This window comes from Methanobrevibacter sp., assembly GCF_017940815.1.
In the GTDB taxonomy this organism is placed as follows: domain Archaea; phylum Methanobacteriota; class Methanobacteria; order Methanobacteriales; family Methanobacteriaceae; genus Methanocatella.
The window spans coordinates 1-24,867 of the sequence record NZ_JAGAXX010000007.1 but is presented as its reverse complement, the minus strand read 5'-3'; the positions used below and the strand labels follow the sequence as shown (position 1 = coordinate 24,867).

The window sequence follows — 24,867 nt, the reverse complement described above, 5'->3', positions numbered from 1 at the left end:
TGATTTTTTTATTTATTATATTTATCTAAGGAGGGGTGATTCTGATTGATTTTGTGATTTGTTCAATAAGTTCAACATCCCCTCCCTCAACAATTATGAAGTGATCATTATCATTGTATATTCCTGCAACATCCGTGTCGATTTGGCCGTTGACTCTGGTGTTGACAATGTATAGTGTAGCGTTTTCGGATAAATTCTCTATTTTCGGGTTGTTGAAGCTTAGGATGTTTTTCACGGCTGACTTTCCAAAGTCAATCGGGTTTCCGGTATTTAGTTGATATGTGCTTTCGATATATTCCTTGTCAAAAGTAGTGATTGTCAAATCCATGCTTGTGCATCTGTAGGACTTGATGAATGTTGAGTTATATCTGGAGCTTATGTCTTCAAATTCGCACATCTGTGGTGTTTCAACAGTAAATTCATTAAAATCTACGATTTTTGTTGTTTCGGCATAAAACCCATAACCTATAAGGAGTCCCGCTGCAACAAAAAATAAAATCATGCCAATAATAATCTTCTGCTTTCCGTTCATGATATCACTTAAAATTTATATATAACATTGAATAAATCAATGTTACATGGAACTTCAAGATTTAATATTTATTATAATTGCTATTTTTGTAGCGGTATTGTTATTGAAAATATTTATGTGGTTATTGCCGGTAATTGTAGTATTGCTAATAGCATTCTTCATTTACATGTTCTTGAAAGAACGTTACGTTTAACTTATGTCATGGAATGCGGAAGTTGCAGCAACTGCACCTTCTCCACATGCTACAATCCACTGTTTTAGCCCGACACAAACATCACCTATGGCATATACATAGTCAACGTTGGTCTTTTGGTCCTTGTCGATTATGATGTGTCCTGAGTCATCTAGCTTTACGTTCAACTGTTTTGCAAGTTCAGTGTGGGGAACATATCCTACGCTTATGAAAACACCGTTTATTGGGAGTTCGGATAACTTTCCTGTTTTTGTATTTTTCAGTGTAACTGACTCGACAAGCATTTCTCCTTTTATTTCTTCAACGGTTGCATTCATGATGGTGCTTATTCCTGCCTCTTTTATTTGGTCCTGCAGGTGCTTTTGTGCCCTGAACTCGTCCCTTCTGTGAATCAATGTAACATTTGCGCCCAGATTGTTGAGGTATAGCGCTTCCTGAAGTGCGCTGTTTCCGCCTCCCACCATCACGATGTCACGGCCTTGGAAGAAGAATCCGTCGCATGTTGCGCAGTAGCTCACGCCTTTTCCTAAAAATTCCTCTTCACCTTTTGCCTCAAGGTGCCTGTGGGAGCTTCCTGTTGCAAGGATTATTGATTTTGTCTGGTACTCGTCCTTATCGGTTTTCACGGTGAACCTGTACTCTCCGTCATTTTTAATGATTTCAGTAACGTTTTCCATTTCGTGAAGCTCGGTGTTCTTGGTTGCCTGAGCCTTCATCTTCTCGATCAGTTCAAGACCTGAAATGTTGTCGAATCCAGGATAGTTTTCCATTTCAGGCACTTCACGGCCGATTCCTCCGGCAAGGTCACGGTCGATGATTAAATTTTTTGTTCCCTGACGGCCTGCATAGATTCCTGCGGTAAGGCCTCCCGGCCCTGCGCCAATGATGATAATGTCATATTTATCCATTTTCATAACCTCAATTAATTATTAGGTTTCGATGGTTTAAAAAAATAGTGGGTAAATAAAAAAAATTTAAGGATTTAGAGTAAATCCTTAATTGCTGCTTTAACGTCGCCCAAGTCTTCGGTAGGCTCGAATCTGCGAACAACGTTTCCTTCACGGTCAACAAGGAACTTGGTGAAGTTCCACTTGATGTCGTTGCTGTCCTTGTAGTGTCTGTCTTTTGCTTTCAACATCAATTTCAATGCGGTTGCGCCTTTTCCCTTGAGGTCTGTGAAAGGCTGTTCGTTTTTAAGGTATTCGAACAGTGGGTCTGCGTTTTCTCCGTTAACGTCTATTTTGTCGAAGATTGTGTATGGCACCAACCATTTGCTGCGGCAGACTTCGGTGATTTCCTCAGTGGATCCCGGAGCCTGGCCTCCGAACTGGTTGCATGGGAAGTCCAATATTTCAAATCCTTCTTCGTTGAATTCAGCGTAAATCTCGTTAAGTTCTGTGTATTGTGGTGTGAAGCCGCATTTGGTTGCGGAGTTTATAATCAACAATACCTTGTCCTTGTATTGGCTTAATGAAACAATGTTTCCTTCGCCATCCTTTACTTCAAAATCATAGATTGACATTGTTTAAACCTCGTTTTGTTTTAAAGGCTTAACTAGGTTAAGACTTAATATTGATATTGTTATATTCAATATATAAATGTACCTGAAATTCGCTATGTATTTAAAATAGTTTGAAATGAAATATGTATAGGTGTTTGCATGGATGAATATGGCGAATGGCATGTTGGTGACCCGATTGGATTCGGCAATGATGTGGGATCTCCTGAAGTTCCCTACATGGGTTACGGACCTAAAAAACGTGAAGAAAAGGATTATGGTGCTTCCCCAGAAGAGATTGAAAGGAACCGAAAGGATAACACTTCAAGAACCTTGCGCAATGAGGCAGAAAGGCTCTATGATGCGGGCAGATACTCCGAGGCCCTGACACTCATCAATGTTGCAATTGAAAATGTATCAACAAATGCCAACAACTGGAATATTAAGGGAAACATATTGGACCATTTGGGAAATTACGAGGAAGCAATCCCATGCTACGATAAGGCATTGGAATTGAATTCCGATGATGTAATCAAGCACAACAAGGCCGCCACACTGGTCAGCAATGCATATAGGTTGTTTCTGTTGGGAGACATTGATGGGTCTTGCTTAAATCTTGGTGAGGCATTTAAAATATTTGACGGAATCGATGACAAGAGATGCCTAGACCAGGCATGGGATTTGAGGGCGCAGATCTTCATTAGGAATGGTGATTATGGCAAGGCGTTCGAATGCTATAAGCATGCGCTGGAAGCCGTCAAGAACGATGAAAAGTTAAGAAGTGAATACATGCAAAAGCGCGACGGTCTGCTTAAGTATCTTGACAATGAAGACGGAACAACATGTCCTAAATGTGGCAATCTGGTTCCAATAACTGACAATTTCTGCATCAGGTGCGGTGCTCGTGTGAAACATGAATATAAAAATAAAAAGTCTGAAAGCAGGTCACTCTATTCGGATGGTGTGACCATAATTAATTTTGACGATGATATCTAGCTGTACTTTTCCATATCCAAAAGAAATTTATACACTTTAACTCCCTTTGGGGTGAGCTGATAGAGTCTTCCGACCTTGTCCTCCTCGTTTATGCATTCGCAAATTTCTTCTTTTTTTAAATCAGATAATATTGCGCTTATTTGATTTATGCGCAAGTTCATTTCATTTGCAATGTCTGAGGGAATCTTTAAGGTTTCACCAAGACTTTTTACAACTGCTATCCTGTTTTTGCTTCTTTTGACATAGGATAATGATTTTATGTATTCCTGGTACTCTCGCTCTTTCTGATTCATAATATATTTATATTAGTTCAGGGTAAATATTACAATAGTAACAATTTAATACTAATTAAGTATTGTTCTAATAAGAACAAACAATTTAAAAACATGAGGTGAATTATGGTTTCATGTCAAAAGTGTGGCAGTGAAGTAGAAGACGGTGCGAAATTCTGCAAGAATTGCGGGTCTGAAATAGTTCCGGAAGATGCAAACGTCAGCGGAACTAAATTCTGTGTGAACTGTGGGTTTGAAATGGATAAAAACACAAGGTTTTGTCCTGAATGCGGGACATCAACAGATGGTGTGCCGCAGGTGTCTGATGCTTCTGCAGTTGGTAATGCAGATAAGAGCCCTGTTCTTGCGGCAATACTGTCATTCCTGATAGTCGGTCTCGGCCAGATTTATCTGGGGCTCACCAAGAAGGGAATAATGCTGTTTGTTGTGGCAATCTTTTCAGGAATACTGATGTTGGTTCTGATTGGATGGATAACCTGGCTGATTGTGTGGGGATATGCAATATATGACGCATACAATTCCGCCGAGAAGATTAATAGGGGTATCGCTGTAGAGGATACAATTGATTTTAATAATTTATAGGTGAAAATATGGCTTTTTGTGAAAATTGCGGAAAGGAAATTAAGGAAAATGATGAATTTTGCTCCGAATGCGGTGCAAAAAGAGGAAATGTTGTTAAAAGCGGTAAAGACTATAAGATACCAATTATCATAGGTTATATCTTTACAATTTTAACTTTAATAGGTGGAGGAATAATATGTGCAATAATTGCAATTGCAATTGCAATTTACATTATCAAAAGACCTGAGGCAGATTCTGGAAATAATAGCGTCACTACAGCGCTTGATTCATTGGCAAGCAATCCCAGTGGTGTGATACATGAATTGATTCACAATCCAAATGGCAATCTTTATCTGCATGGAATCTTATTGATTGTGTTGCCGATAATATTCCTGTTGATAGCGATTATAATTGGAATGATTTTTGCACCGCAGGAAGAGGTGTACTATGTATTTTGGTATTATTGAGGTGATATGATGGCTTTTTGTCCGAATTGTGGAAATCAAGTAGATGATGATGCAAAATTCTGTGCCAGCTGTGGAAATCAGATGGGTGACTCCGCATCTGCACAAAACACTCAAAGCAAGTCCTCATCTGGAGGATTTTTCAGCGATCTTAAAAAAAGTGGATTGAGCATTAAAAAGACAATGGATAACTATGCTCATGGAGAATATAAGGAAATTGAAAGACCAGAAGGATGCCTGTATTTCATGAATGGTTTGCAGGGAACCTTGGCGATATATGACGATTACATTGAGTTTAATTTCAGTGGAGGTGCCGTGAAAAAATACATGAGCGGTTTTGGTGGAGTTAAAAAGGTATACTATCATCAGATTAACAGTATCCAAAAAAGGGATGCTACAGAAATTGTGAACGGTACTATCGAGTTCGAGCTTCCTGGAATGGCAGCAAGTGCATTCAGTCAAAATGAAAATCTGATAACCTATCTTCCCAAATATCAGGAAGAGGCAGAAAAAATCTATGAATTCGTAAACGATAAGATCTTATCAATCAACAATGCCAAAACTCAACCGACACAGGTCGTTCAAAATGAAGTGAGTCCCATGGCAAAGCTTAAGGAAGCAAAGGAACTTCTTGACATGGGTGTGATTACACAAGAGGAATTTGATGAAATCAAGGCCAAATGTTTGGCTGATTTATGAGTTATGGTGGTAAAATGAAAAGAATATTAGGAATATTGATGCTCTTAGCGGCATTTGGAATTCTTGTAAGTGCTGTCAGTGCAGCTGACTTGCAGGAACATGATTTTGGAGACTTTAAATTGGATGTTCCTGATGAGTCCTGGATTCGTGACCAGGTTCCATTTGGACAGGGATACTATGGTGGAAGCGTCAGCATTCATCATTTCACTGATGATGACCTTCAGGGCACCATAGATGAATATATTGATTCACAACAGTATGAGGATGCTGGAACTGACGGGAATTTAACCATTTATCAAAATGGGAACAAATATGTTGTCCTCACCCATTCTGACAATGAGTATTACTTGATTTCAGATAGGGATCTGGAAGAGGCAAAAGCGATTGCTGGCAGTGCCGAATTTGGTGCAAATGATTTAGACGATGAGGATGATGAAGTCAACAATGCAACTCCATTTGAAGAGGATACAGTTGTTATAATCGATGACATTAACTTCACAATTCCTAAAGGATATGCTCAAATGCCAACCGGTTCTGCAAACAGTGACCATATTTTTACAAGCAATGAATCCCAAATAATAATTTCAATTAAAAATATAGGTCATGAGGCATCTGTTGATGATATTGCAAAAGCAGATGGGGACGAGAACAAGCAAATCAATGGAATTGATGGTGTTTTATCAAATCAGTCAGGACAATGTGGATTCACATATGGTGTTGATGATAACCTTGTTTCAATATTTGCCGATGATGAAAGCATCATTGAAGGTATCCTAAAATAAGAAAATATTAATTTTAGTGTTTTTAATTAAACACTATCTCTACTTTTTTATAAAAAATAAGAAAAGAAGTTGAAAATCAACTTCTAGAACAATCCACTTTCCTCCAACTTGTTTTCGAAGTAGTGGGTTGCCTTGTCCGCTTTTTCCTTAATGATTACCAATAATACCACACTTGAAAGACCTATACCTAATAGGATTGTCAGTGCAGGTAGGTAATTTGACCAGATTAAGCCCAATTGTGCTTCACGTATCAATGTGATTGCATAGGTCATAGGAAGGTACGGATGCAATACGTTGAATATGGTGTCCATAATCTCTACAGGATATATTCCTCCGGTACCTGATATTTGGAACACCAAAAGAACAACTGCAATCGCCTTTCCGACATCTCCCAACGCGGAAACGATTGAGTATACCAGTATCATGAATACTCCTGATACGATTAGGGCTGACAGTATGAACATTATCTCATTGTCAATGTATATGCCCAGGATATGTGCTCCTATTATTGTAACGCAACATTGCAGGAGGCTCATTATCACGAACAGCACGGATTTACCCAAATACATTTCAAGAGGAGAGTATTTGGTTCCGGTACTGGTTCCTGGCCTTAGCATTGCACAGGTGATTAAAGCGCCCACCCACATGGACAATACGAGATAGAACGGAGCAACCTGTGATCCGTAATCTGGCACTTCAAACAGTTCATGCCTATCCAGTTTAACTGGAGCGTAGAAATAGTCTCCGAGCATTGTTTCATTGATTCCTGTAATTGCTGAAAGCTGGTCAGCTGATGCTCCAAGGGACCCTGCTGCTGTGAACAATGCCTGTGTTGCTGCATTGGATAGCAATTGGGAACCTGCTGCAAGAGCCAATGAACCTTCTGCCAATTGCACGGAACCGTCAGCAAGTTGGCTTGCCCCTCCTGCAACTTGGCTGGAACCGTTAGCCAATTTTGAAGAACCTTCCGCCAATGCCACTGAACCGTCAGCGAGTTTGCTTGCTCCATTTGCAACTTCTCCACTACCGTTTGCAAGTTTGACGTTGCCGTCCACATACTCTTTCACTGGACCTTCTGGAATCATTGAAGGGTCGACTGCAGACTGAAGCTCTTCAGACCCTTGTTCAACTTGGCTTGCACCGTCCTTAACGGCACTTGAACCTTTCTTGACGGCATCTGCACCTGAATTCACATCTGAGGCACCACTTTGGACTTTGCTTGCACCGTCCTTGACTGCACTTGAACCGTCCTTGACTTGGTCTGCTCCAGAGGACACCTGGTCTGCTCCGGAAGATACCTGTGCCGCTCCTGCTGCGAGTTGGCTTCCTCCGCTTGCAAGTTGGCTTGCACCGGAAGCAAGTCCTTCCTGCAATTCACCAAGCTTGCCGTATGCAGCAAGGTTGATTATCTCAATTATTTTAGCATTTAATGCATTATAAACAGCATTTGAACCTGAATCGGTCAGTTTTGCACCGACAGGGTTTGCCTTCATGTTCACGATATATTCGAGTTTTGCCTGTTTCGGATTGTCGCCGGTAATTGATAATATGTTCTTACTCAGGTTTTTGGGTATCACAATCCCGGCGTAATAGTCACCTTTATACACTCCGTCACGGAGTTCATCTTCTGTAACGAATGTCCATTTGAACTTATCGTTTTCCTTCAAGTCCTTAACAAGTTCATTTCCAACATTGATTTTTTCGCCCTCGAATGTTGCACCCTTGTCAAGATTTGCAATTGCAAATTCCACCTCACCGGTGTTTCCGTAAGGGTCCCAGCAAGCCTGGATGTTCAAGAGCGCATAAAGGGAAGGCAAAATAATCAGTCCTATCAGAACTATTGTCACGATAGGGTTGGAACGAGCTGCCCTGAAGTCATTCTTGATAATTTCAATGACATTTCCCACGTTTCTTTTTCCCATTTGATTCCTCTTTCTGTTATTAAATCACATTTATTTTACAAAATGTTAATTCATTTGTATTTTTAATATTACTTACTATTAATAGTTTTGTTAAATGTTGTGCCGACTCTTTCAAAAACTTGTCTGTTTTTTTTCTTTTTCATTTTTTATGTTCCAATGAGTTAATTTCAGCATCAAATGTGTTAGTAATACTTTTTGGATGATTTTTTCAATTTTTTTGTTCGTGGAATTTGCTTCATTCAAGTCTTTTGCATCCAATGCTTTAAAAATATCTTGTTTTAAATTGATTAATTCATCATATTCTTCTTCATTCAATTTATTTTTGTCAAAATAATCTTTAAATCTTCTGTTTATCATTTGTTTGATGTGAGTTGCAGAAATGATGTTTTACCTTTATAATTTATCTATAGCTTCACGATATTCATGTTTTAAATCAGTTCCAATTGAAATCTTCTTCTGATTTCTTAGCGATTTGTTTAAAAATATTAAATTTATTACTTTAAATTAAAAATAAAGAAAAAATAGGGCGAAAAAATTTGTGACTCAACTACTAGCGAAAATTCAAATCAAACAAGTTTTTGAAAGAGATATGTGTCATTTTAGAGAAATCTATATATTGAATGATTTTCTTAATTAGATAATGATTTTAAAGTAGGTTTTATTATGAGATATAAAAAGACTTTTTTAGGCATTTGCATCATCATGCTTATCTTTGCTGTCGCTTGTGTCAGCGCAAGCGATGTCAATGAGACTGTCGTTTCAAGTGATGATGTGCAGGTGCTCGAACAGGAAAACGGTGATATCATCGAATCTTCACAGGAGGAACTGCTTGCAGATGAGGATGACGGAACATTCACCGCACTTCAAAAGAAAATTGATGAATCAGAAGACGGGGCGACAATAACTCTGGATAAGGACTACAAGTATGATGAAGGATTCTCCAAAAGGGGAATCGTGATTGACAAGGACATTACAATCAACGGTAACGGCCATGTTCTTGATGGAGCATCCCAATCAAGGATTCTTCTTATCAAATTAGGTACAATATTTAGAAATCAGGTCACATTGAACAATATCAAGTTCATAAACGGTCACACCGACCTTTACGGTGGAGCAATATTCAACTATGGGAATCTTACCCTAAACAATTGCCAATTCACAAACAACTACGCCAAGTACTGCGGAGGGGCAATCAACTCCATTGGATATGTTGAATACAAGAACTCAAAGTTCACCAAAAACGTTGCAGACGGTGACGGAGGGGCAATATTCACCCTTTCAATAAGGGGTACTGTCGACCGCATGGTGGAAATATTCAAGACAGATCTTGAAGAAGGAAACATGAACTTCATTGACAGCATAAGAAACAATTTTGCTCTGGTATTTGCAAGGGAATCCGTAAGCAACTGTGTCTTCACATCCAACAAGGCAAACGGCCGTGGTGGGGGTGCAATCTATGCATTCGGCAATATTGACATAAAGTCATCTACATTCACTTCAAACGTTGCAGGTGAAAAGGGAGGAGCTGTATTTGGTAATAAAGATTTATATATATCAAATTCAAAATTCACATCCAACAAGGCTTCAATGTATGGTGGTGCAGTCTACTTCAAATGCCATGAGTCAACAGGCCACTATGAAGGCAGTAAATGGGTTTCTGAGGTGAAATATTACACAAACTCAATCAAGTCATCAACATTCACCAAGAACAGCGCAAGCAAGGGTGGAGCAATCTATGCATTCAGGACATCCTCAAGCGACAAGACACATTGTGCTAAGGTGTACTCATCCACTTTCACAGCAAACAAGGCTCCAACTGGAAGGGACATCTACGGTGGAACATATTCAAAATGTGTGTTCAACTACCTTAAGTTGACACTCAAGAAGGTCAAGGTTAAGAAATCCGCTAAAAAATTAGTGTTGACTGCAAAGCTCACAAAAGGCAAAACCCTCATTAAGGGCAAAAAGATTACTTTCAAGTTCAACGGCAAAACCTACAAGGTGAAAACCAACAAGAAAGGAATTGCAAAACTTACAATCAAAAAGTCAGTTCTCAAAAAGCTTAAAGTGGGCAAAAAGGTTAAATATCAAGCAAAATATTCAAAATTGACTGTCAAAAGGACAGCTAAAGTCAAAAAGTAACTGCCTTGGCATTTACTTATCTTTTTTTTTATTTTATTATTTCATACATATTTTAGGCACTCATTCATTGGTGCATTTCTCAACATTTCATTTATATAAGCTTATTTTCCCTAAATTCAAGTTGTCCATTTAGTGTAGCAAAATTTAAATAGTAATTTTAAATTAATAATAGTTGCGAAAGGTTGATAATGATATTTTTGTGACTTTTTACTGTCATATTAATTTCATTCATCTAGTTAGTAATTGGGTTTTAATGAGTATTTCAGGATTCTTTGCATGTTGCAGGGAGTTGAATTAAATGGGAATCGTGATCTTTGAAAGGATTGGAGGTCACATTAGTTATAATATAAATGAGATGATTTTAGATGGATGATGAGACTCTTAGAAAATACGCCTTTGTAATTGTATCTTCATACAGGACCAAAACGGTCAAGGCACTTCAAAACGATGTTAAAACCCCTACACAGATATCCACAGACTCAGGTATCAGGACCAATCATGTTTCCAAGGTGTTAAGGGAACTTAAAGAAGAAGGAATGGCAGAATGCATCAATGAGGATGTGAAAAAAGGAAGATTATATAGGTTGACTGACTTGGGAGAGGAAATAGCTGAGAACATAAAATAATCATTTCCTCCATTCTATTTTTTTCTGAATTATTTTCAGATTTGTTTAACTTTATATAGTATTTTGTAGAAATTATTCTATGATGCTATGAAATTTTTGGAATTCGATGAAACAAGGGACTTTCCATTTTACAACCTCAATCCCCAGATTTCCAATTTTGGATGGGTTGTGCTGTTGCTGAGCGTTCCGGTTGCTTATGTTACCTATGGTCTGTTTGGTTCAGGACCTGGAATGGAAATAATCGGAAGCATTGTGTTTTGCCTGATAATGCTTTTGCCATTGCTTTATTTTTCAAACTGGGACTACTCACTGATTTTTAGAAAACCTACCAAAAACGAGATAATTCTGGGAGTCTTGCTTTTTTTAGGATATATGGTCTATTCTCTAATCGTGGGCACAGTCCTTGATACATTCAGTCTCAGCGGCATGAGTCTGTCCTCTGCATCCTCCATGGGGATCAATGTTGAAAGTACAATAGGATTGATATTTTCAATGATTGGGGAGGAACTGTTCAAGTTTAACCCATTGATGCAAGAAGGTCAAGAAGTATTCTGTTACTCTTAAAACCAACACAGGCAAGGCAATGAAAAAGGCCAAGGTCACCTTGAAAATCAAGGGCAAAAAAGCTATTAAAGCTAAAACCAACTCCAAGGGTAAAGCTGTCTTTAAAATCAAGAAACTGACCAAGAAGGGAACCTACAAAGCAACAGTGACCTTCAAGGCAAACAAGTACTACAACAAAGTGACCAAGAAAGTCAAAATCAGAGTCAAGTAGATGTTTTTTGACATCTGCTTTTATTTTTTATTTTTTCATCTACATTTCCTCATTAATCATATGCTTTTTTTCTCAAATCTTTTGTTTACTTGATTTGGGCTTTGTTTATTCTATTGATTAAATTCATAACTGTGGTTTTCATTGGAGAAGTATTCAATATTATTGCTTCAAATTTTCCTCGGATATTTCAGTTGTGGTGTGGGTCATTTTTGAAAGCCATGTAATATTTAGGATTGTTTATGTAGGATTTAAATAATTTTGAAATCATATACGCATATGATTGACACAATTTTAATCGCATTTAACAATGAGGATATCAGATATTATGGAAGATAAGAATATAATTATAATTCTGCTTGTGGTCATCGTGATTCTTGCAGCGGCAGTGGGTGTAATGTTTCTAAATCAACCTGCTGCAAAAGATCCAACTAAAATCAAGATTACAAGCGATAAAGAACAGTATGAAGGTGGAGAATTATCTGTACAGTTAACAGATTTGAATAAAACACCGGTATCAAAGGAAATAGTTAACATCACAATAACCAACAGCAAGGGAAAAGTCGTAGTTGATGATGTCGTTAAAACCAATTCAAAAGGTAAGGCAAAGCTTGATTTGGACTTGAAGAAAGGAAAATACACTGTGAATGTGACCTATGGTGGAAATGAGAACTACACTGGAAACAATACGACACAGAAATTGACTATTAAAGAGGAACCTGTTGTTGAAACCCATTCAACTTCCCAGTCAAGCTCAAGCGACACTTATGTCGAAAGGGTTGACGGCGATTTCAAATATGGTTATAAGGATGGAAGATATGGATTTTGGACTCCAAGCGGAAATTTCATAGAGGATAAAAGCAGGGCATTGTCAGGTCAAGATCCAGTTGAACCGTTCATGGAAGATGGGTCATTTAATGATCAGTTATGATGTAAATGCTTTGTAGGGGGTTTCCCCTAACTTATTTTTTTTAATCAATAAATAAATATTGCTTTTTTTATAAATAGTTGATGTTTTAATTAATTTTAAATAAATTTTAACCTTGTAGAAACCATCCTCTAAAACACTTGAATTGCTCTGTAAATGTTATATAATACATCTTTGAGTTTTGTTTCTTTATTTTGGAGTGATGTGCTTCTACTATAGTTTCCACCATTAAATCTTCTTTTTATTACGGATATAACACTTTCTACATTCATTCTTCTTGCGTACACGTCATGCCAGAAGATTGTTGCACTGTTTAACCTATAATGTCCTGTTTTTGCATTTTTCTTTAAAGGAATTTGGTCGAATGCACCAACTTCTTCATTTATGCATTTTCTAATGGGTTCTGTGTCATATGCTCTATCTGCTAATATGTAGTGGGGTGCATATGATTTTAATTGCCTTATTGATGCTATTGCAAACTGTGTATCATATTTTGGACCTCTGTTTGCAGCGTAATTTAGGATCATTCTTGTGTCGACATCAATTGCAATATGGTTTTTAATGTAGCTTTTTCTACATTTGCCCCTTATTTTTGCGTAATAGTGGTCTGCATAGTCACTTGTGTGTCCGGTTCCATCCATTGCTGCTAATTCACAGTCTATTGGATGCATAAATAAAATTAATTTGTTTAAATCTTTTAATTTTGTGTCTGACATTCTTACAAAGAATTTCTGGATTGTTGTGTAGTGTGGTAGTTTTGTAAGCTTTAGAAATTTGGTTATTTTATCAGAGGCTTCTAAAATTTCTATTATTTCGCGATATGTTGTTTTTAAGTAAGTTTTCATTGCTAAAATAGTGAATAATTGTGGTTGATTGTAGATATGATTGCTATAATCACAGGAATACTTTGGAAATATCCATTTTGCATAGTTAAATGTTAATTCAACGAAGTCAAGTAGCATATTTTGGTTTTGGCCAATTTTAAATAGTTTTTCTTCTTGCTTTTTACCATTAAGTTCAAGTCCAAAATCCAAAAGGTTTAAATGTCTTGAATTCAAATAGTAATATGGAGAATAGTTTATTTTAGCATACATATTAATAATTATTCTCCATTCCACTATTTATAAGTTGTTATTTATTTTTTCGTAAAATAGTAAGTATTATTTTAAGTGTAAAAAAATTAAAGGAATTAAATCGCTTAAAATCAAAATCCAAGCATTTTTGGAAAAATTTTTTTGCGATGTATTAATTCAAGTGTAAAATAAAATAGTTGGAAACATGTCAAAACTAAAAACAACGGCTTTAAAAGAGTTAATTAAAGAAAAAAAGCAAATTAATTCGATGTTAACTTAAATTTTGATATGGTTTCTACAAGGTTTAAATTTTAAAAAGAGAGATAATAGGTGTTTAAGTGACTAGTTTAAACACCGGAATTAAGGAAAATTATTTTATTTGGCAGATTTTTTTTAATTTTCCAACGACTTGTATCAAATTAGTAAATTGTGAAAAATCTAATTCAACACATTTCTAATTTTGGAGAGTTTTATTATTTGACTAATAATGTGAGAGTGTTTTAGGTTAACCTAAATTTCGTCTCTACTTTATAATTTGTTGTCATACTATATAAAGGTTTCCATTTTTTTAGGCATACCTAAAAATAGTGATGGTTAGTTTAGGTAAAATCAGAATCTTTTTTCCAAATCTTCAGCTACTTTTTTAGCAACATACTCTCCGGAAAGAAGCATTCCTCCAAAGATAGGTCCCATACGCTGTGATCCATGAACAGCATTTGCTGCCATTCCTGTAACGTATAATCCAGGATAAACTTCATTTACATTGTCAAGGATTTTGCCCTCTGCACGGTCAGCCCACATTGACTTTTCTCCCATAATCTTTCCTGTCTGGGTGTTCAATGGTGCTTCCATCTTGTCCTGCACAATTTTGATTATTTCCAATGGGTGTCCTGTTGCATCAATAACTGCCTTGGACCTTATTGTAAGTGGGTCTATATGTAGGCCACTCATTTCAACTGAACTCCAATTGAGCACTACTCCGTTTATACCATTTTCACGTACCATTAAATCCTCAATTGACATGAGATTAAACACTTTAAGACCAGCTTGTGTAGCTTTAGATGTAAGTGTTGATGTACACTCTATGGAGTCTGCAGTGTAATAGTTGTCTTGATATTTCTTGTAGTTGATTCCGAACTCATCAAGGATTCTGCAACCCTCTTCCTGAACAACAACCTTGTTGAACATCATTCCTCCTCCCCACATTCCTCCACCAATGGAGAGTTTTCTTTCAAACAATGCAACCTTATATCCCATTTTGGCAAGATAGTATCCTGCAGTGATTCCTGACGGACCTCCTCCACCGATTGCAACATCAATATCTGTGTAGTCCAAAAAGTCGTTCATAAATTCTTCAATAATTGCTCTTGAAACAATAATGTCATCTAATTTTTCCACATTATCACCAATGTATTTTTTTGTAATTATTAGTATATATTATTGATTATCTGTTTAAAAAGACTCGATTAAATTGAATGTTTGGTTTAAGATTAATTTTAAATATCTTGACAAATAGAATAATAATTGTTTAAAATTCTATTTAGTTAATTTTTGTGAATATCATGTTTAAAGATAAGATTTACGGCATTGTTGCATGCTTGATCATTGCAATTCCTGCGCTTCTGATTGGTAATGCATTTCCAGTCATAGGCGGACCGATAATTGCAATAATACTGGGTATGGCAATAGCAGTATTCTGGAAAAAACGGGAAAAATTTGACGAGGGAATAGGCTTCACATCAAAATATGTCCTTCAGACAGCAGTTGTATTCCTTGGTTTCGGACTGAACCTGAACGTTATTCTGGCAACTGGAATCCAGTCATTGCCGATTATCATAGGGACCATCGCAACGGCGCTGATTGTGGCATATGTGATGAAAAGAATCTTGAGCATGGAGAGAAACTCGGCGATTCTAATCGGTGTGGGATCATCCATCTGTGGAGGTTCGGCAATTGCCGCAACCGCTCCTGTAATAGATGCTAACGATGAGGAGGTTGCCCAGTCCATATCAGTCATATTCTTCTTCAACGTCATTGCAGCGATAATATTTCCAATGCTTGGAAAAATTCTCGGATTTTCAACAACAAGCGGGGACCCATTCGGAATCTTTGCCGGAACCGCCATCAACGACACTTCATCAGTGACTGCGGCGGCCGCAACATGGGACAACATGTGGGGACTTGGAAGCCAGACACTTGACAAGGCAGCAACAGTCAAGCTCACACGTACCCTGGCTATCATTCCGATAACATTGGTGCTGTCACTAATCACTCAGCGCCAGAACAGTTTCAACGGCGTAAAGTTCAGCTTGAAAAGGGCATTGCCTTTATTTGTAATATTCTTTGTGATTGCATCAATCATAACCACAATATCTGTCAGCATGGGCGTTGACGCAAGTCTATTCCTGCCATTGAAGGAATTGAGCAAATTCTTCATTATCATGGCAATGGCTGCAATCGGTCTCAACACTGATATTGTAAAATTAGTCAGGTCAGGAGGAAAGCCTATCGTGCTGGGCGCCACCTGCTGGTTTGCAATTACAGTCGTCAGCCTATTGCTGCAGCATGCTTTAGGATTTTGGTGATGTTTTCGGGTAGAGTTTAAAAATTCTCTACCGTTCAAATTTAAAAATAAAAAAAGAGTTTTATGGGAAAAGACTTAATCCCATAGCTTCAACCATTGATTGAACACCTAAAATTATGATTACGACCCCACCGAATATTTCTGCGTATTTTATGGCTACTTTTGTTCCGTATGTTCCAATCAGGAACCAGACTATGACCACAATCAGGCTTAACCCTAACAAAATGTACGGGTTTACATGTGCTGCTGCACCCTGTGATGCAAGAACCAAGTTTTCTATGTTTCCAAAGACAATCAAACCTGATAAAGGAGCAAATTCTTTTAAGTCAACCATTTTTATTTTCTGTATGATATTTTGTCAATCTTGTTTAAAATAGGTTATCTATACTGATGATAGTTGAATATAATCAGCTGGTTAAAAAATAAGTTAAAAGAAAACTCCTTTGAGTTTTCTTAAATCAGTTTTTGAATTTCTTCACGAACAATCTTGTTTACAAGTCCGCCGTCAGCCTTTCCCTTAAGCTGTTTCATGCACATTCCCATTAAGGGACCCATTGCACCCATTTGACGTTCCTTCACCATTGTCTCATTGTCTGCAACGATTTCGGAAATGATTTTGGAGACGTCCTCATCGCTCATCATGACAAGATTGTTTTTCTCAGCGATTTCGGCTATGTCCATGTCAGGTGCCTTGATGGTTTCAACAGCAAGTTTACGGACGCTGTCCTTGGCTATTTTGCCCTCTGACAATAATGTGAAGATTCCCTTGAAGTGATCCAAGGTCAGCACGTTGATGTCATGGCCTTCCCTTTTGATTTCCCTGAGGTCATATGCGAGAAGTGAAGCGACCGGTGTTGCGTCAACGTCAACGTCTGCAAGGATTGCCTCGAACATGTCGGCCTCTTGCCTTTTGACCAATTGTGTTGCAAGGTCTTCACTCAACTTGTACTCCTCAATGATTCTAGCCTGTTTCACGTCAGGTAATTCTGGCAAGTTGTTTGCTATTGGCTCAACTCTGTCTTGTGTAATTTTGAATAATGGAATGTCTGTTTCAAGATACATCCTGTTTGCGGTAGGAAGAGGTCTCATGTATTCGGTGTTGCCGTCATCAAGAGCTTTCCTTGTCTCTTCGACAACACCTTCAAGACCGAGGTTTGCTCTTCTTTTGACTTCCTCAAGTGCGGAGATTGCAATGTCCTCGTCATGTGCCACGATGATGAATGCGTCTTCCTCACCTATATCTAGGAATTCTGTAACTTTATCCACTTCCTCTTGGGTTATTCCGTATGCAGGCAATTCGTCAGAGTGGAATATTCCTGAAACTCCACGTTTTTTGGCATAGCTTGCAATTTCAGTACCGAACCTTCTTCCAGGTTGCACTTCACGGCCAATCAAGCCGTCATAACCTTTTAAAACAACCGCTTTAATGGTTTCAGCTGATTTCAATATCTTGGATTTTGTGTCTTCAAACAATTCATCCAGGTCATGGATTTCTTCAAGCACTTCAGCGTTTCTTTCCTGAAGCTGCTTTTTGATATCGATTAATTCCAATTGCCTTTGGACTTCACGGTTCACGATTTCAGCCATCAAGTCAAGGTCTTGCACACCTTTGATTTCAACACGCGCACCTTCTGCAATGGAAATGTTTAGGTCCTGTCTGATTGTACCGAGTCCTCTTTTAACGTTGGTACTTCTCAAGATTTGACCTAGCATGTATGCGACTTCACGGACCTGGTCCGGATGGTGCATTGAAGGGTCTGTTGTGATTTCAGCAAGAGATATTCCCAAACGGTCAAGCCTGAATTCGGTAAATCCGTCCTTGGTTTCAACTCTTCTTGCTGCGTCCTCCTCAAGGCCTAGGCTTTCGATGACAACTTTTCCGTATGGTGTTTCAAGGTATCCGTCGGTTGCAACCATACCGGTTCTCTGGAACCCTCCTGTGTTACTTCCGTCAATAACCTGTTTACGCATTGTGTGGAATTCGTCGACAATGTGCATGTTCATGAGGCATGCGATTGTAATACAGATGTCTAATGCCTCTTCGTTTAGGCTGTGAGGTGGTTCGTCATCGTTTTCAACAAGACATGTGTGTTTTTCAAAGTTTTCATACTTGAAGTTCAATCCCCTTAATGATTCCTGCAATGCCGCACGGTCGATTTCACCGAGCTCGGATTGTGTTGGCCTAAGTTTTCTTTGAACGAGTTCATCAAATTCGTCATCAACAAGCTCTGTCTTACAAGGACAGAACAGCTTGTGCTGACTGTTCAATTGTTGGTGAATCTCAAGTCCCATTTTTAATCCTAATTTTTCGTAATCCATATTAACCACCTAGTTCAAGAAATCCCTGATTGAGGATTTTTCTGAAAATTCACCTGCAATGTTTGTTTGCATAATCTCTTTAACTTCTTCGTAATCGTCACTTTGACCTAATGCCCAGCATAACTTGACATATGTGGTTTCAGGGGTCATGTCACGTCCGGAGATGACTCCTGCATCAAGAATGTTACGTCCTGTTGAGTATACGTTCATGTTCACCCTTCCGTAAAGGCATTGTGAGGTCATGATGACAGGAATCTTTTCATCCTGCGCCCTTCTGAATGAGTCGATGAGGTCATTTGGAACGTGTCCTAAACCTGTTCCCTCAATAACGAGGCCCTTGTATCCCTTGTCTATGTGATATTCAATGAACTCGTGGGAAATTCCAGGGAAGCTCTTGATGAATCCCACCTTATCCTCAATGGACGCATTCAGTTCAAGCTCGTTTTCCCCACGTTTGGTGTAGGCGTAATTAGGGTTGACTGTAACCTTCTTGTCTTCGATTTTAGCTATCGGTTGAGCATTGATGCTTCTGAAGGTGTCCCTTCTTGATGTGTGCATCTTTCTGACCTTGGTTCCCTTGTGAAGGTAATTGTACTTGTCGTTAAGGCTTCCGTGCATGCAGACGCAAACCTCTGCAATGTCTGATTTTGCAGCGATAACTGAATCGATAAGGTTGATGTTGGCGTCACTTGAAGGCCTGTCTGAACTTCTCTGAGCACCTGTGATGACAATTGGGACAGGGGTCTTCAACATGAAGCTCAATGCTGCGGAGGTATAGTGCATTGTATCTGTACCGTGAGCTATGACAACACCATCTGTTCCGTCAGAGATGTAATCAGCTATCTCTTCAGCGGCCTTTACCCAGTATTCAGGTTTCATGTCTTCACTTAATATGTTGTACAATGCCTTTACGTTGTAGTTTGCATAATCAAGCAATTCAGGGTTGGCCTTTACAAGATCTGAAGCGGTAAACTTAGGATGCACTGCACCGGTTCTGTAATCTATGACAGATGATACTGTACCTCCAGTGGATACGATTGAAATGTTCTGTTTATTTGGATCTGTTGGAATTTCTTCCGCATCATAACCGATTTTAGGCTTGTCGCCCTTTTCGATGAGTTCGGCAGTGGTATCATCGATAGCCACTCCAATGTTATACCCGCTTGACAGCTTGATGACGAGGTATCCGTCATCGGCATCTTCTGGCCTGTCAAGCAAGATACCAGTATAGGAGATGTCTTCCTTGTTGACTTTGATGGTGTCTCCTATACTTAAACCGTAATTTTCAATATATCTTTCAGCATTTTCTTTATAGGTCATTAAATCACACTTAAGAATTGTTTTTAATCCATTCTGCTCCTGCTTCCAACACATCAATGTTCACGTCAATTACTTTTGGTTTTGATGCAAACATTTCCTTGATTGCGTTTTCATAGGATTCACGTTTTAAGACGTCGCTCAATTCAGTCAATGCACCGATCAATGCGGTGTTTGCGGTTCTTGCGTTTCCATGCTCTTCGGCAATGTCCACACAAGGCATTGCAATCACATTAACGTCTCTGTCGGTTTCGAATTCACCGATTTTAGCGTCATAAAGTATGGTTCCTCCAATTTTCACGTCCTGTGAGAATTGCTCTAGGGAAGGCTTGTTTAAAGCGATAAGAATGTCAATGTCATCAACTACAGGGGTACCGATGGTGTCGTTTGAAATTACCACTGAACAGTTGGATTTTCCTCCTCTCTGTTCCGGTCCGTAACTAGGATACCATGATACGTGTTTTCCTTCAGCACAGGCAGCCTGTGCTATTGTGAGTCCTGCGCTCAATACTCCCTGACCACCGAATCCTGAAACCTTGATGCTTAAAGGTTCGATTTCATCGTCAACGTATCCGGAATCACCATCTCTTGAAACATTGAAAATCTTGTCCAGTGATTCGGTTGAAAAGTCGCTTGCAGGTCTTTCTACAGGATCTTTTCTGTAGAGGTTGTTTCTGAAGTTTTTGACAGGGAATTCCTTTTCCATTTGGTTTTCAATGAATTCCTGTGCACGTTTCACGTCTTGCTTTAGGTTGGTTGGGCAAGGTGACAATATTTCAACAAAGGAGTAACCTTTCCCCTCTTTCTGTACGGTCAATGCCTGTTTGATTGCGTATTTTGCAAGCCTGATTTTCAAAGGATTTGCAAGTGATACCCTTTCGATGAACACAGGTGCCTTCAATGTGTTGATTAGCTCGCACATGTGGGTAGGGTGTCCTGCATAGTCAGGGTCTCTTCCGGTTTGGCATGTGACTGTCTTTTCACCAATCAATGTGGTTGGTGCCATCTGTCCGCCTGTCATTCCGTAAACTGTGTTGTTTACAAAGAACACTGCAATCTTTTCTCCACGGTTAGCAGCTTGAAGGGTTTCATTCAAACCGATGGAAGCTAGGTCTCCGTCTCCTTGGTAGCTCATCACAATTGCATTGTCTTCAGCTCTTGATATACCTGTAGCCACTGCAGGCGCTCTTCCGTGAGCGGTCTGGAAGTTTCCACAGTTGAAGTAGAAGTAAGCGTACACTGAACATCCTACAGGGGAAATCATGACACATCTTTCCTGAATTCCAAGTTCATCCATACATTCAGCAATCAACTTATGGATGATTCCGTGTCCGCATCCTGCACAGTAGTGTGTTGATTGGATGTTTGTTCCTTTTCTAGGATATTCTTCTAAAAGGGATTGTGGATTTCTACGTATTTGCTCTTCATAATCTTTATTTATTTGTTCACTCATTTTTCCACATCCTTAGTCAATAATATTTGGGCTAGCCTTTTCTTCACTTCTTTTTGAAGTATCAATTTCTTCATCCACGCTAGCTATCTCATAAATCTTAGCAAGCACATGTTTCAGCTCAATGAGGTTTCCACCCATCCTGTTGACGAGGTGGGTTCCTTCACGTCTTAAAGCCGCAAACTGAACGTCCGCTAGGAGTTGTCCGTTACTCATTTCAACGGAAATGAATTCTACGCCCTTGTCAGCCAGCTCTTTTACCCTTTCGGTTGGGAAAGGTGACAATGTGATTGGTCTTAAAAGTCCGACTTTCAATCCTTTTTCACGGCTCTTGTCAACAGCGGATCTTGCGATACGGCTGCTGATACCGTATGAGACTAAAACTATGTCTGCATCATCAACTTGATATTCATCGACAATGACCTCTTCAGCGTCGATTTTTGCATATTTTTCCTGAAGCTTGTAGTTGAAGTCCTCCAGGTCATTGAAGTCATTGAAGATTGAGGTAATGAGGTTTTCCATGGTTTCCTTGTTTCCTCTTACTGCCCATGACTCGTCGATTTCAGGTTTTATTGCCTCTTCAGGGAACACTAAAGGTTCTGCCATTTGGCCCAGGGTACCGTCTGCAAGGACAACAACAGGATTTCTCCACTTGTCAGCAAGCTCGAATGCTTTCATGGTCAAGTCGCACATTTCCTGAACGCTGTTTGGAGCGAGAACTATGTTCTTATAGTTTCCGTGACCTCCTCCCTTAACGATCTGGTTGTAGTCTCCCTGTTCAGGTCCGATGTTTCCAAGTCCAGGTCCTGCTCTCATGATGTCAACAATCACTGCGGGCAATTCTGCACCAGCAAGATATGTGAATCCTTCCTGCATCAAACTGATTCCAGGTCCGGATGAAGCGGTCATGACTCTGTGTCCGGTACCTGATGCACCGTAAACCATGTTAATGGATGCTTCTTCACTTTCAGCCTGAACGAAGTTTCTTCCAACCATGGGGAAGTATTTTGATGCTTCGTGTAGAATTTCACTTGCCGGAGTAATTGGGTATCCAAAGAAACAGTCACAACCTGCATACATTGCGCCAACGATAACTGCGGTGTTTCCTTTCACCATTTGATTACTCATTTAGTTTCCCCCTTTATTGGCCACTTTGGCCTTTATCATTCTTCCAACTGAATCATCAACAATTTTTTTCAATTGATGTACTTCAAGTGCCAATGGCTCCGGACAGGTAAAGTAACAGTCTTTACATCCTGTGCAGCCATCTCCACTGTAATAAGCAAATTGATATCCTGCGTTGTTCATGTCTTGTGATAGTAGTATTGCATTTTGAGGACATCCGACTATACATCTCATACAGCCTTTGCAAATTTCTTTATTGATAACTGGATAAGATATTTCTTCTGTCATTTATATCATCTATTTATTATCGTTTTCTCTGATTTCCACTCTTCTTATTTTACCACTGATTGTTTCTGGGATTTCATCAACATATTCAATCATTCTTGGGTATTTATAAGGAGCTGTAACTCTTTTAACGTGATCTTGAATGTCTCTTGTAAGTGCCTGTGAAGGTTCAAAGCCCGGTTGCAATATGATTGTTGCCTTTACGATTTGGCCTCTCACTTCATCAGGATAAGCGGTAATTGCGCAGTTTGAAACTGCCTCGTGGGATAACACTGCACTTTCAACTTCATACGGTCCGATACGGTAACCTGAAGACTTGATGATGTCGTCATTTCTTCCGACGAAATGAACGTATCCGTCCTCATCCACCCATGCGGTGTCTCCGCAGTGGTAGTATCCGTGGTGGATTTGCTTCTTGTATTTTTCCTCATCGTTCACATAGTCTTTGAAAAGTCCAGGGTTAGGTCCATCATTCATTTTGAAACAGAGCTCTCCTTCTTCACCTATTTCCACTCTGTTGTGGTCTTCATCCAATAACTCCAAGTTGAATAATGGAGAAGGCTTACCGATTGAAGCGATCTTTGCGTCCAACCATATGAATGTTCCGATGGACAATGTGGTTTCGGTCTGGCCGAACCCTTCCTTGATTCTCAATCCGGAAAGCTCATAGAACTTTTCGGAAACTTCAGGAGGTAAAGGTTCTCCTGCGGTTGTGACGTATTTCAAGTTGGAAAGGTCATAGCCTTCGATATTCTCTTTGATAATGAATCTGTAGATTGTAGGAGGGGCACAGAATGTGTCAACCTTGTATTCAATGATCTTTTCAAGTAATTTCAATCCGTTGAACCTGTCGTAGTCATAGATGAATACTGAAGTTCCTGCAATCCATTGGCCGTAGAGGTTTCCCCATACAGCTTTTCCCCAACCTGTGTCTGCGGAAGTGTGGTGAATACCGTCTTCCACTACATTATGCCAGTATTTTGCAGTTGGGATGTGGCCTAAGGAGTAGGTGTGCTTGTGTGAAACCATTTTAGGCATTCCGCTTGTTCCGGATGTGAAATAGATCAGTCCGATTTCTTCGGCATATGTCTTATCATCGCCTGTCGGTCTTTCAAACACGTCACTTTCCTTTTCGATTGCTTCATTGAAGTTTATCCAACCGTCCCTGTCGGTTTCAATAGCGAGTTTAGGTATGTCTATTCCTAACTCTTTTTCAGCTTCTTCGTAATCAGGTAATAATGAGTCTTCTTCCACTGACACGACCATTTTAACGTTAGCCTCTTTTATCCTGAAGTCGATATCGTGGAGTTTTAGCATGTGTGTTCCAGGAATTGGGATTGCTCCGATTTTGTGTAATGCAATCATACAGAACCAGAATTCGTATCTGTTCTTGAGGGTGAGCATTACGCAATCGCCCTTTTTGATTCCTAAACTTTTGAATAGGTTTGCAGCCTTGTTGGAGTACTCCTTCATTTCTTTGAAAGTGAAAATGTGCTCTTCTTCATGGTCATTTATCCAGATTAATGCTATCTTTTCCGGATCTATCTCTGCATATTTGTCTACAACATCGAATCCGAAGTTGTAATCATCGTCATAAGTTAGTTTAAAGTTTTCATAAAAGTCTTCATAAGAGTCAAAGTCAACTCTCTCTACAAAATTTCCTATTAATGAGGTCATCTAAATTATCTCCTGTAAATATTATATGATTACTGCTAAGAATTTAGCGGGTTTGTCGTTAAGTGCTACCATTGCGTGTCTGTGTGTTGAATCGAAGAAGATTGAATCCCCTTCGTTTAAGATGATTTCGTTATTGTGTATATAAATTTTCAAGGAACCTTCAAGGACATAGTTGAACTCTTGTCCAGGGTGTGAATTCAGTGAAGGCACTGGGTTCTTCTCAGGGTCCACAACAACAAGGAAGGTTTCTGCTTTTTTGTGAATGAATTTGGAACATAGGTTTTCGTGTGTATATTCCTTTCTTCTGTCTACTGAAACTCCCTTGTTTGCACGAGTGACATCAAAGATGCTCATTCTGCTTTCTTCACCGGTTAATAATAATCCTAAATCAACTTTAAAGATGTGTGAAAGTTCATATAAGAAGCTTGCTGGAATGTCTACTTCGGCGTTTTCATATTGGATGTAGGTTTCTTCTGTAATGTTCAAGTCTTGTGCAATTTCTTTAATAGTAATGTCTGATAGTTCTCTGAGTTCTCTAATTCGATTTCCAATATCTTTGTTGTATTCATTCATAAATAAAACACCTATTTTTCTAATTGATTTTCTATATTATAATTAATATTATAACA

General features: G+C 38.9%; 27 protein-coding genes. 11 read left to right on the top strand and 16 right to left on the bottom strand.

Annotated elements, in window-relative coordinates:
* Positions 1 to 25: 25 nt before the first annotated feature.
* The 3 genes from ILA26_RS00890 to ILA26_RS00880 form a co-directional block, all read right to left on the bottom strand.
* The gene (locus ILA26_RS00890; protein WP_292893019.1) at positions 26 to 532 is read right to left on the bottom strand and encodes a hypothetical protein; all 507 of its coding nucleotides are present in this window, start codon (positions 530 to 532) and stop codon (positions 26 to 28) included.
* A 189-nt stretch (positions 533 to 721) separates the two neighbouring features.
* Positions 722 to 1,633, bottom strand: coding sequence for a thioredoxin-disulfide reductase (gene trxB / locus ILA26_RS00885; RefSeq protein WP_292893017.1), 912 nt, complete (start codon positions 1,631 to 1,633; stop codon positions 722 to 724).
* 74 nt (positions 1,634 to 1,707) lie between these two features.
* On the bottom strand, positions 1,708 to 2,247 hold the full coding sequence (locus ILA26_RS00880) for a glutathione peroxidase (RefSeq protein WP_292893015.1): 540 nt from the start codon (positions 2,245 to 2,247) through the stop codon (positions 1,708 to 1,710).
* 138 nt (positions 2,248 to 2,385) lie between these two features.
* Here ILA26_RS00880 and ILA26_RS00875 point away from each other — a divergent pair, with 138 nt between their 5' ends.
* Complete coding sequence (locus ILA26_RS00875; protein ID WP_292893013.1) at positions 2,386 to 3,219, top strand: tetratricopeptide repeat protein; 834 nt, start codon at positions 2,386 to 2,388, stop codon at positions 3,217 to 3,219.
* On the opposite strand, the gene ILA26_RS00870 is transcribed toward ILA26_RS00875, so the two are convergent.
* A complete protein-coding gene (locus tag ILA26_RS00870) occupies positions 3,216 to 3,512 on the bottom strand; it encodes a MarR family transcriptional regulator (RefSeq protein WP_292893011.1) in 297 nt (98 codons plus the stop codon). The genes ILA26_RS00875 and ILA26_RS00870 overlap by 4 nt on opposite strands.
* A gap of 105 nt (positions 3,513 to 3,617) precedes the next feature.
* On the opposite strand from ILA26_RS00870, the gene ILA26_RS00865 reads away from it, so the two are divergent.
* Genes ILA26_RS00865 through ILA26_RS00850 form a run of 4 tightly spaced genes read left to right on the top strand, consistent with a single transcriptional unit; the run spans position 3,618 to position 6,018 of the window.
* On the top strand, positions 3,618 to 4,094 hold the full coding sequence (locus tag ILA26_RS00865) for a zinc-ribbon domain-containing protein (RefSeq protein ID WP_292893009.1): 477 nt from the start codon (positions 3,618 to 3,620) through the stop codon (positions 4,092 to 4,094).
* Between the two features lie 8 nt (positions 4,095 to 4,102).
* Entirely contained in the window at positions 4,103 to 4,540 is a 438-nt protein-coding gene (locus tag ILA26_RS00860) for a zinc ribbon domain-containing protein (RefSeq protein WP_292893007.1), read from the top strand.
* Between the two features lie 9 nt (positions 4,541 to 4,549).
* Positions 4,550 to 5,236, top strand: coding sequence for a zinc-ribbon domain-containing protein (locus ILA26_RS00855; protein WP_292893005.1), 687 nt, complete (start codon positions 4,550 to 4,552; stop codon positions 5,234 to 5,236).
* 14 nt (positions 5,237 to 5,250) lie between these two features.
* On the top strand, positions 5,251 to 6,018 hold the full coding sequence (locus ILA26_RS00850) for a hypothetical protein (protein ID WP_292893003.1): 768 nt from the start codon (positions 5,251 to 5,253) through the stop codon (positions 6,016 to 6,018).
* Positions 6,019 to 6,101: 83 nt separating this feature from the next.
* Here the strand turns inward: ILA26_RS00850 and ILA26_RS00845 are convergent, their stop codons facing one another.
* On the bottom strand, positions 6,102 to 7,940 hold the full coding sequence (locus ILA26_RS00845; RefSeq protein ID WP_292893001.1) for a YhgE/Pip domain-containing protein: 1,839 nt from the start codon (positions 7,938 to 7,940) through the stop codon (positions 6,102 to 6,104).
* 111 nt (positions 7,941 to 8,051) lie between these two features.
* Positions 8,052 to 8,255 (bottom strand): hypothetical protein, encoded by a 204-nt coding sequence (locus ILA26_RS00840; protein ID WP_292892999.1) that lies wholly within the window; start codon positions 8,253 to 8,255, stop codon positions 8,052 to 8,054.
* Between the two features lie 348 nt (positions 8,256 to 8,603).
* Between ILA26_RS00840 and ILA26_RS00835 the strand changes: the two genes are divergently transcribed.
* From ILA26_RS00835 to ILA26_RS00815, 5 genes are all read left to right on the top strand, one after another.
* Positions 8,604 to 10,082: a hypothetical protein gene (locus ILA26_RS00835; protein WP_292892997.1), complete on the top strand. Its 1,479-nt coding sequence runs from the start codon at positions 8,604 to 8,606 to the stop codon at positions 10,080 to 10,082.
* Between the two features lie 365 nt (positions 10,083 to 10,447).
* The gene (locus ILA26_RS00830) at positions 10,448 to 10,708 is read left to right on the top strand and encodes a transcriptional regulator (RefSeq protein WP_292892995.1); all 261 of its coding nucleotides are present in this window, start codon (positions 10,448 to 10,450) and stop codon (positions 10,706 to 10,708) included.
* 87 nt (positions 10,709 to 10,795) lie between these two features.
* Positions 10,796 to 11,272, top strand: coding sequence for a hypothetical protein (locus ILA26_RS00825; protein ID WP_292892993.1), 477 nt, complete (start codon positions 10,796 to 10,798; stop codon positions 11,270 to 11,272).
* 19 nt (positions 11,273 to 11,291) lie between these two features.
* Positions 11,292 to 11,483 (top strand): hypothetical protein, encoded by a 192-nt coding sequence (locus ILA26_RS00820; protein WP_292892991.1) that lies wholly within the window; start codon positions 11,292 to 11,294, stop codon positions 11,481 to 11,483.
* A 325-nt stretch (positions 11,484 to 11,808) separates the two neighbouring features.
* The gene (locus ILA26_RS00815; protein ID WP_292892989.1) at positions 11,809 to 12,411 is read left to right on the top strand and encodes a hypothetical protein; all 603 of its coding nucleotides are present in this window, start codon (positions 11,809 to 11,811) and stop codon (positions 12,409 to 12,411) included.
* Between the two features lie 128 nt (positions 12,412 to 12,539).
* Here ILA26_RS00815 and ILA26_RS00810 read toward each other — a convergent pair whose 3' ends face one another.
* Entirely contained in the window at positions 12,540 to 13,502 is a 963-nt protein-coding gene (locus tag ILA26_RS00810) for a transposase (protein ID WP_292892987.1), read from the bottom strand.
* 588 nt (positions 13,503 to 14,090) lie between these two features.
* Positions 14,091 to 14,879, bottom strand: a complete 789-nt coding sequence (locus ILA26_RS00805; RefSeq protein WP_292892985.1) for a sulfide-dependent adenosine diphosphate thiazole synthase — start codon at positions 14,877 to 14,879, stop codon at positions 14,091 to 14,093.
* Between the two features lie 164 nt (positions 14,880 to 15,043).
* Here ILA26_RS00805 and ILA26_RS00800 point away from each other — a divergent pair, with 164 nt between their 5' ends.
* Positions 15,044 to 16,066 carry a YeiH family protein gene (locus tag ILA26_RS00800; RefSeq protein WP_292892983.1) on the top strand — a complete coding sequence of 341 codons (1,023 nt, stop codon included), beginning with the start codon at positions 15,044 to 15,046 and terminating at the stop codon, positions 16,064 to 16,066.
* Positions 16,067 to 16,126: 60 nt separating this feature from the next.
* On the opposite strand, the gene ILA26_RS00795 is transcribed toward ILA26_RS00800, so the two are convergent.
* From ILA26_RS00795 to ILA26_RS00760, 8 genes are all read right to left on the bottom strand, one after another.
* Positions 16,127 to 16,399 carry a hypothetical protein gene (locus tag ILA26_RS00795; protein ID WP_292892981.1) on the bottom strand — a complete coding sequence of 91 codons (273 nt, stop codon included), beginning with the start codon at positions 16,397 to 16,399 and terminating at the stop codon, positions 16,127 to 16,129.
* Between the two features lie 119 nt (positions 16,400 to 16,518).
* Positions 16,519 to 18,384 (bottom strand): Glu-tRNA(Gln) amidotransferase subunit GatE, encoded by a 1,866-nt coding sequence (gene gatE, locus ILA26_RS00790; RefSeq protein WP_292892979.1) that lies wholly within the window; start codon positions 18,382 to 18,384, stop codon positions 16,519 to 16,521.
* 9 nt (positions 18,385 to 18,393) lie between these two features.
* Positions 18,394 to 19,704 (bottom strand): Glu-tRNA(Gln) amidotransferase subunit GatD, encoded by a 1,311-nt coding sequence (gene gatD / locus ILA26_RS00785; protein WP_292892977.1) that lies wholly within the window; start codon positions 19,702 to 19,704, stop codon positions 18,394 to 18,396.
* A 10-nt stretch (positions 19,705 to 19,714) separates the two neighbouring features.
* Positions 19,715 to 21,154 carry a 2-oxoacid:acceptor oxidoreductase family protein gene (locus tag ILA26_RS00780; RefSeq protein WP_292892975.1) on the bottom strand — a complete coding sequence of 480 codons (1,440 nt, stop codon included), beginning with the start codon at positions 21,152 to 21,154 and terminating at the stop codon, positions 19,715 to 19,717.
* 12 nt (positions 21,155 to 21,166) lie between these two features.
* Positions 21,167 to 22,279, bottom strand: coding sequence for a 3-methyl-2-oxobutanoate dehydrogenase subunit VorB (locus tag ILA26_RS00775; protein ID WP_292892973.1), 1,113 nt, complete (start codon positions 22,277 to 22,279; stop codon positions 21,167 to 21,169).
* Entirely contained in the window at positions 22,280 to 22,564 is a 285-nt protein-coding gene (locus tag ILA26_RS00770; protein WP_292892971.1) for a 4Fe-4S dicluster domain-containing protein, read from the bottom strand.
* A gap of 9 nt (positions 22,565 to 22,573) precedes the next feature.
* Positions 22,574 to 24,238 (bottom strand): AMP-binding protein, encoded by a 1,665-nt coding sequence (locus tag ILA26_RS00765; RefSeq protein WP_292892969.1) that lies wholly within the window; start codon positions 24,236 to 24,238, stop codon positions 22,574 to 22,576.
* Positions 24,239 to 24,259: 21 nt separating this feature from the next.
* Positions 24,260 to 24,811: a cupin domain-containing protein gene (locus tag ILA26_RS00760; protein WP_292892967.1), complete on the bottom strand. Its 552-nt coding sequence runs from the start codon at positions 24,809 to 24,811 to the stop codon at positions 24,260 to 24,262.
* Positions 24,812 to 24,867: the final 56 nt, after the last annotated feature.

Bases quoted from the DNA above. Each gene is read 5' to 3' on its own strand.
- ILA26_RS00890 (WP_292893019.1), bottom strand. From the start codon at position 532: ATGAACGGAAAGCAGAAGATTATTATTGGCATGATTTTATTTTTTGTT.
- trxB (WP_292893017.1), bottom strand. From the start codon at position 1,633: ATGGATAAATATGACATTATCATCATTGGCGCAGGGCCGGGAGGCCTT.
- ILA26_RS00880 (WP_292893015.1), bottom strand. From the start codon at position 2,247: ATGTCAATCTATGATTTTGAAGTAAAGGATGGCGAAGGAAACATTGTT.
- ILA26_RS00875 (WP_292893013.1), top strand. From the start codon at position 2,386: ATGGATGAATATGGCGAATGGCATGTTGGTGACCCGATTGGATTCGGC.
- ILA26_RS00870 (WP_292893011.1), bottom strand. From the start codon at position 3,512: ATGAATCAGAAAGAGCGAGAGTACCAGGAATACATAAAATCATTATCC.
- ILA26_RS00865 (WP_292893009.1), top strand. From the start codon at position 3,618: ATGGTTTCATGTCAAAAGTGTGGCAGTGAAGTAGAAGACGGTGCGAAA.
- ILA26_RS00860 (WP_292893007.1), top strand. From the start codon at position 4,103: ATGGCTTTTTGTGAAAATTGCGGAAAGGAAATTAAGGAAAATGATGAA.
- ILA26_RS00855 (WP_292893005.1), top strand. From the start codon at position 4,550: ATGGCTTTTTGTCCGAATTGTGGAAATCAAGTAGATGATGATGCAAAA.
- ILA26_RS00850 (WP_292893003.1), top strand. From the start codon at position 5,251: ATGAAAAGAATATTAGGAATATTGATGCTCTTAGCGGCATTTGGAATT.
- ILA26_RS00845 (WP_292893001.1), bottom strand. From the start codon at position 7,940: ATGGGAAAAAGAAACGTGGGAAATGTCATTGAAATTATCAAGAATGAC.
- ILA26_RS00835 (WP_292892997.1), top strand. From the start codon at position 8,604: ATGAGATATAAAAAGACTTTTTTAGGCATTTGCATCATCATGCTTATC.
- ILA26_RS00830 (WP_292892995.1), top strand. From the start codon at position 10,448: ATGGATGATGAGACTCTTAGAAAATACGCCTTTGTAATTGTATCTTCA.
- ILA26_RS00825 (WP_292892993.1), top strand. From the start codon at position 10,796: ATGAAATTTTTGGAATTCGATGAAACAAGGGACTTTCCATTTTACAAC.
- ILA26_RS00820 (WP_292892991.1), top strand. From the start codon at position 11,292: ATGAAAAAGGCCAAGGTCACCTTGAAAATCAAGGGCAAAAAAGCTATT.
- ILA26_RS00815 (WP_292892989.1), top strand. From the start codon at position 11,809: ATGGAAGATAAGAATATAATTATAATTCTGCTTGTGGTCATCGTGATT.
- ILA26_RS00810 (WP_292892987.1), bottom strand. From the start codon at position 13,502: ATGTATGCTAAAATAAACTATTCTCCATATTACTATTTGAATTCAAGA.
- ILA26_RS00800 (WP_292892983.1), top strand. From the start codon at position 15,044: ATGTTTAAAGATAAGATTTACGGCATTGTTGCATGCTTGATCATTGCA.
- ILA26_RS00795 (WP_292892981.1), bottom strand. From the start codon at position 16,399: ATGGTTGACTTAAAAGAATTTGCTCCTTTATCAGGTTTGATTGTCTTT.
- gatE (WP_292892979.1), bottom strand. From the start codon at position 18,384: ATGGATTACGAAAAATTAGGATTAAAAATGGGACTTGAGATTCACCAA.
- gatD (WP_292892977.1), bottom strand. From the start codon at position 19,704: ATGACCTATAAAGAAAATGCTGAAAGATATATTGAAAATTACGGTTTA.
- ILA26_RS00780 (WP_292892975.1), bottom strand. From the start codon at position 21,154: ATGAGTGAACAAATAAATAAAGATTATGAAGAGCAAATACGTAGAAAT.
- ILA26_RS00775 (WP_292892973.1), bottom strand. From the start codon at position 22,279: ATGAGTAATCAAATGGTGAAAGGAAACACCGCAGTTATCGTTGGCGCA.
- ILA26_RS00770 (WP_292892971.1), bottom strand. From the start codon at position 22,564: ATGACAGAAGAAATATCTTATCCAGTTATCAATAAAGAAATTTGCAAA.
- ILA26_RS00765 (WP_292892969.1), bottom strand. From the start codon at position 24,238: ATGACCTCATTAATAGGAAATTTTGTAGAGAGAGTTGACTTTGACTCT.
- ILA26_RS00760 (WP_292892967.1), bottom strand. From the start codon at position 24,811: ATGAATGAATACAACAAAGATATTGGAAATCGAATTAGAGAACTCAGA.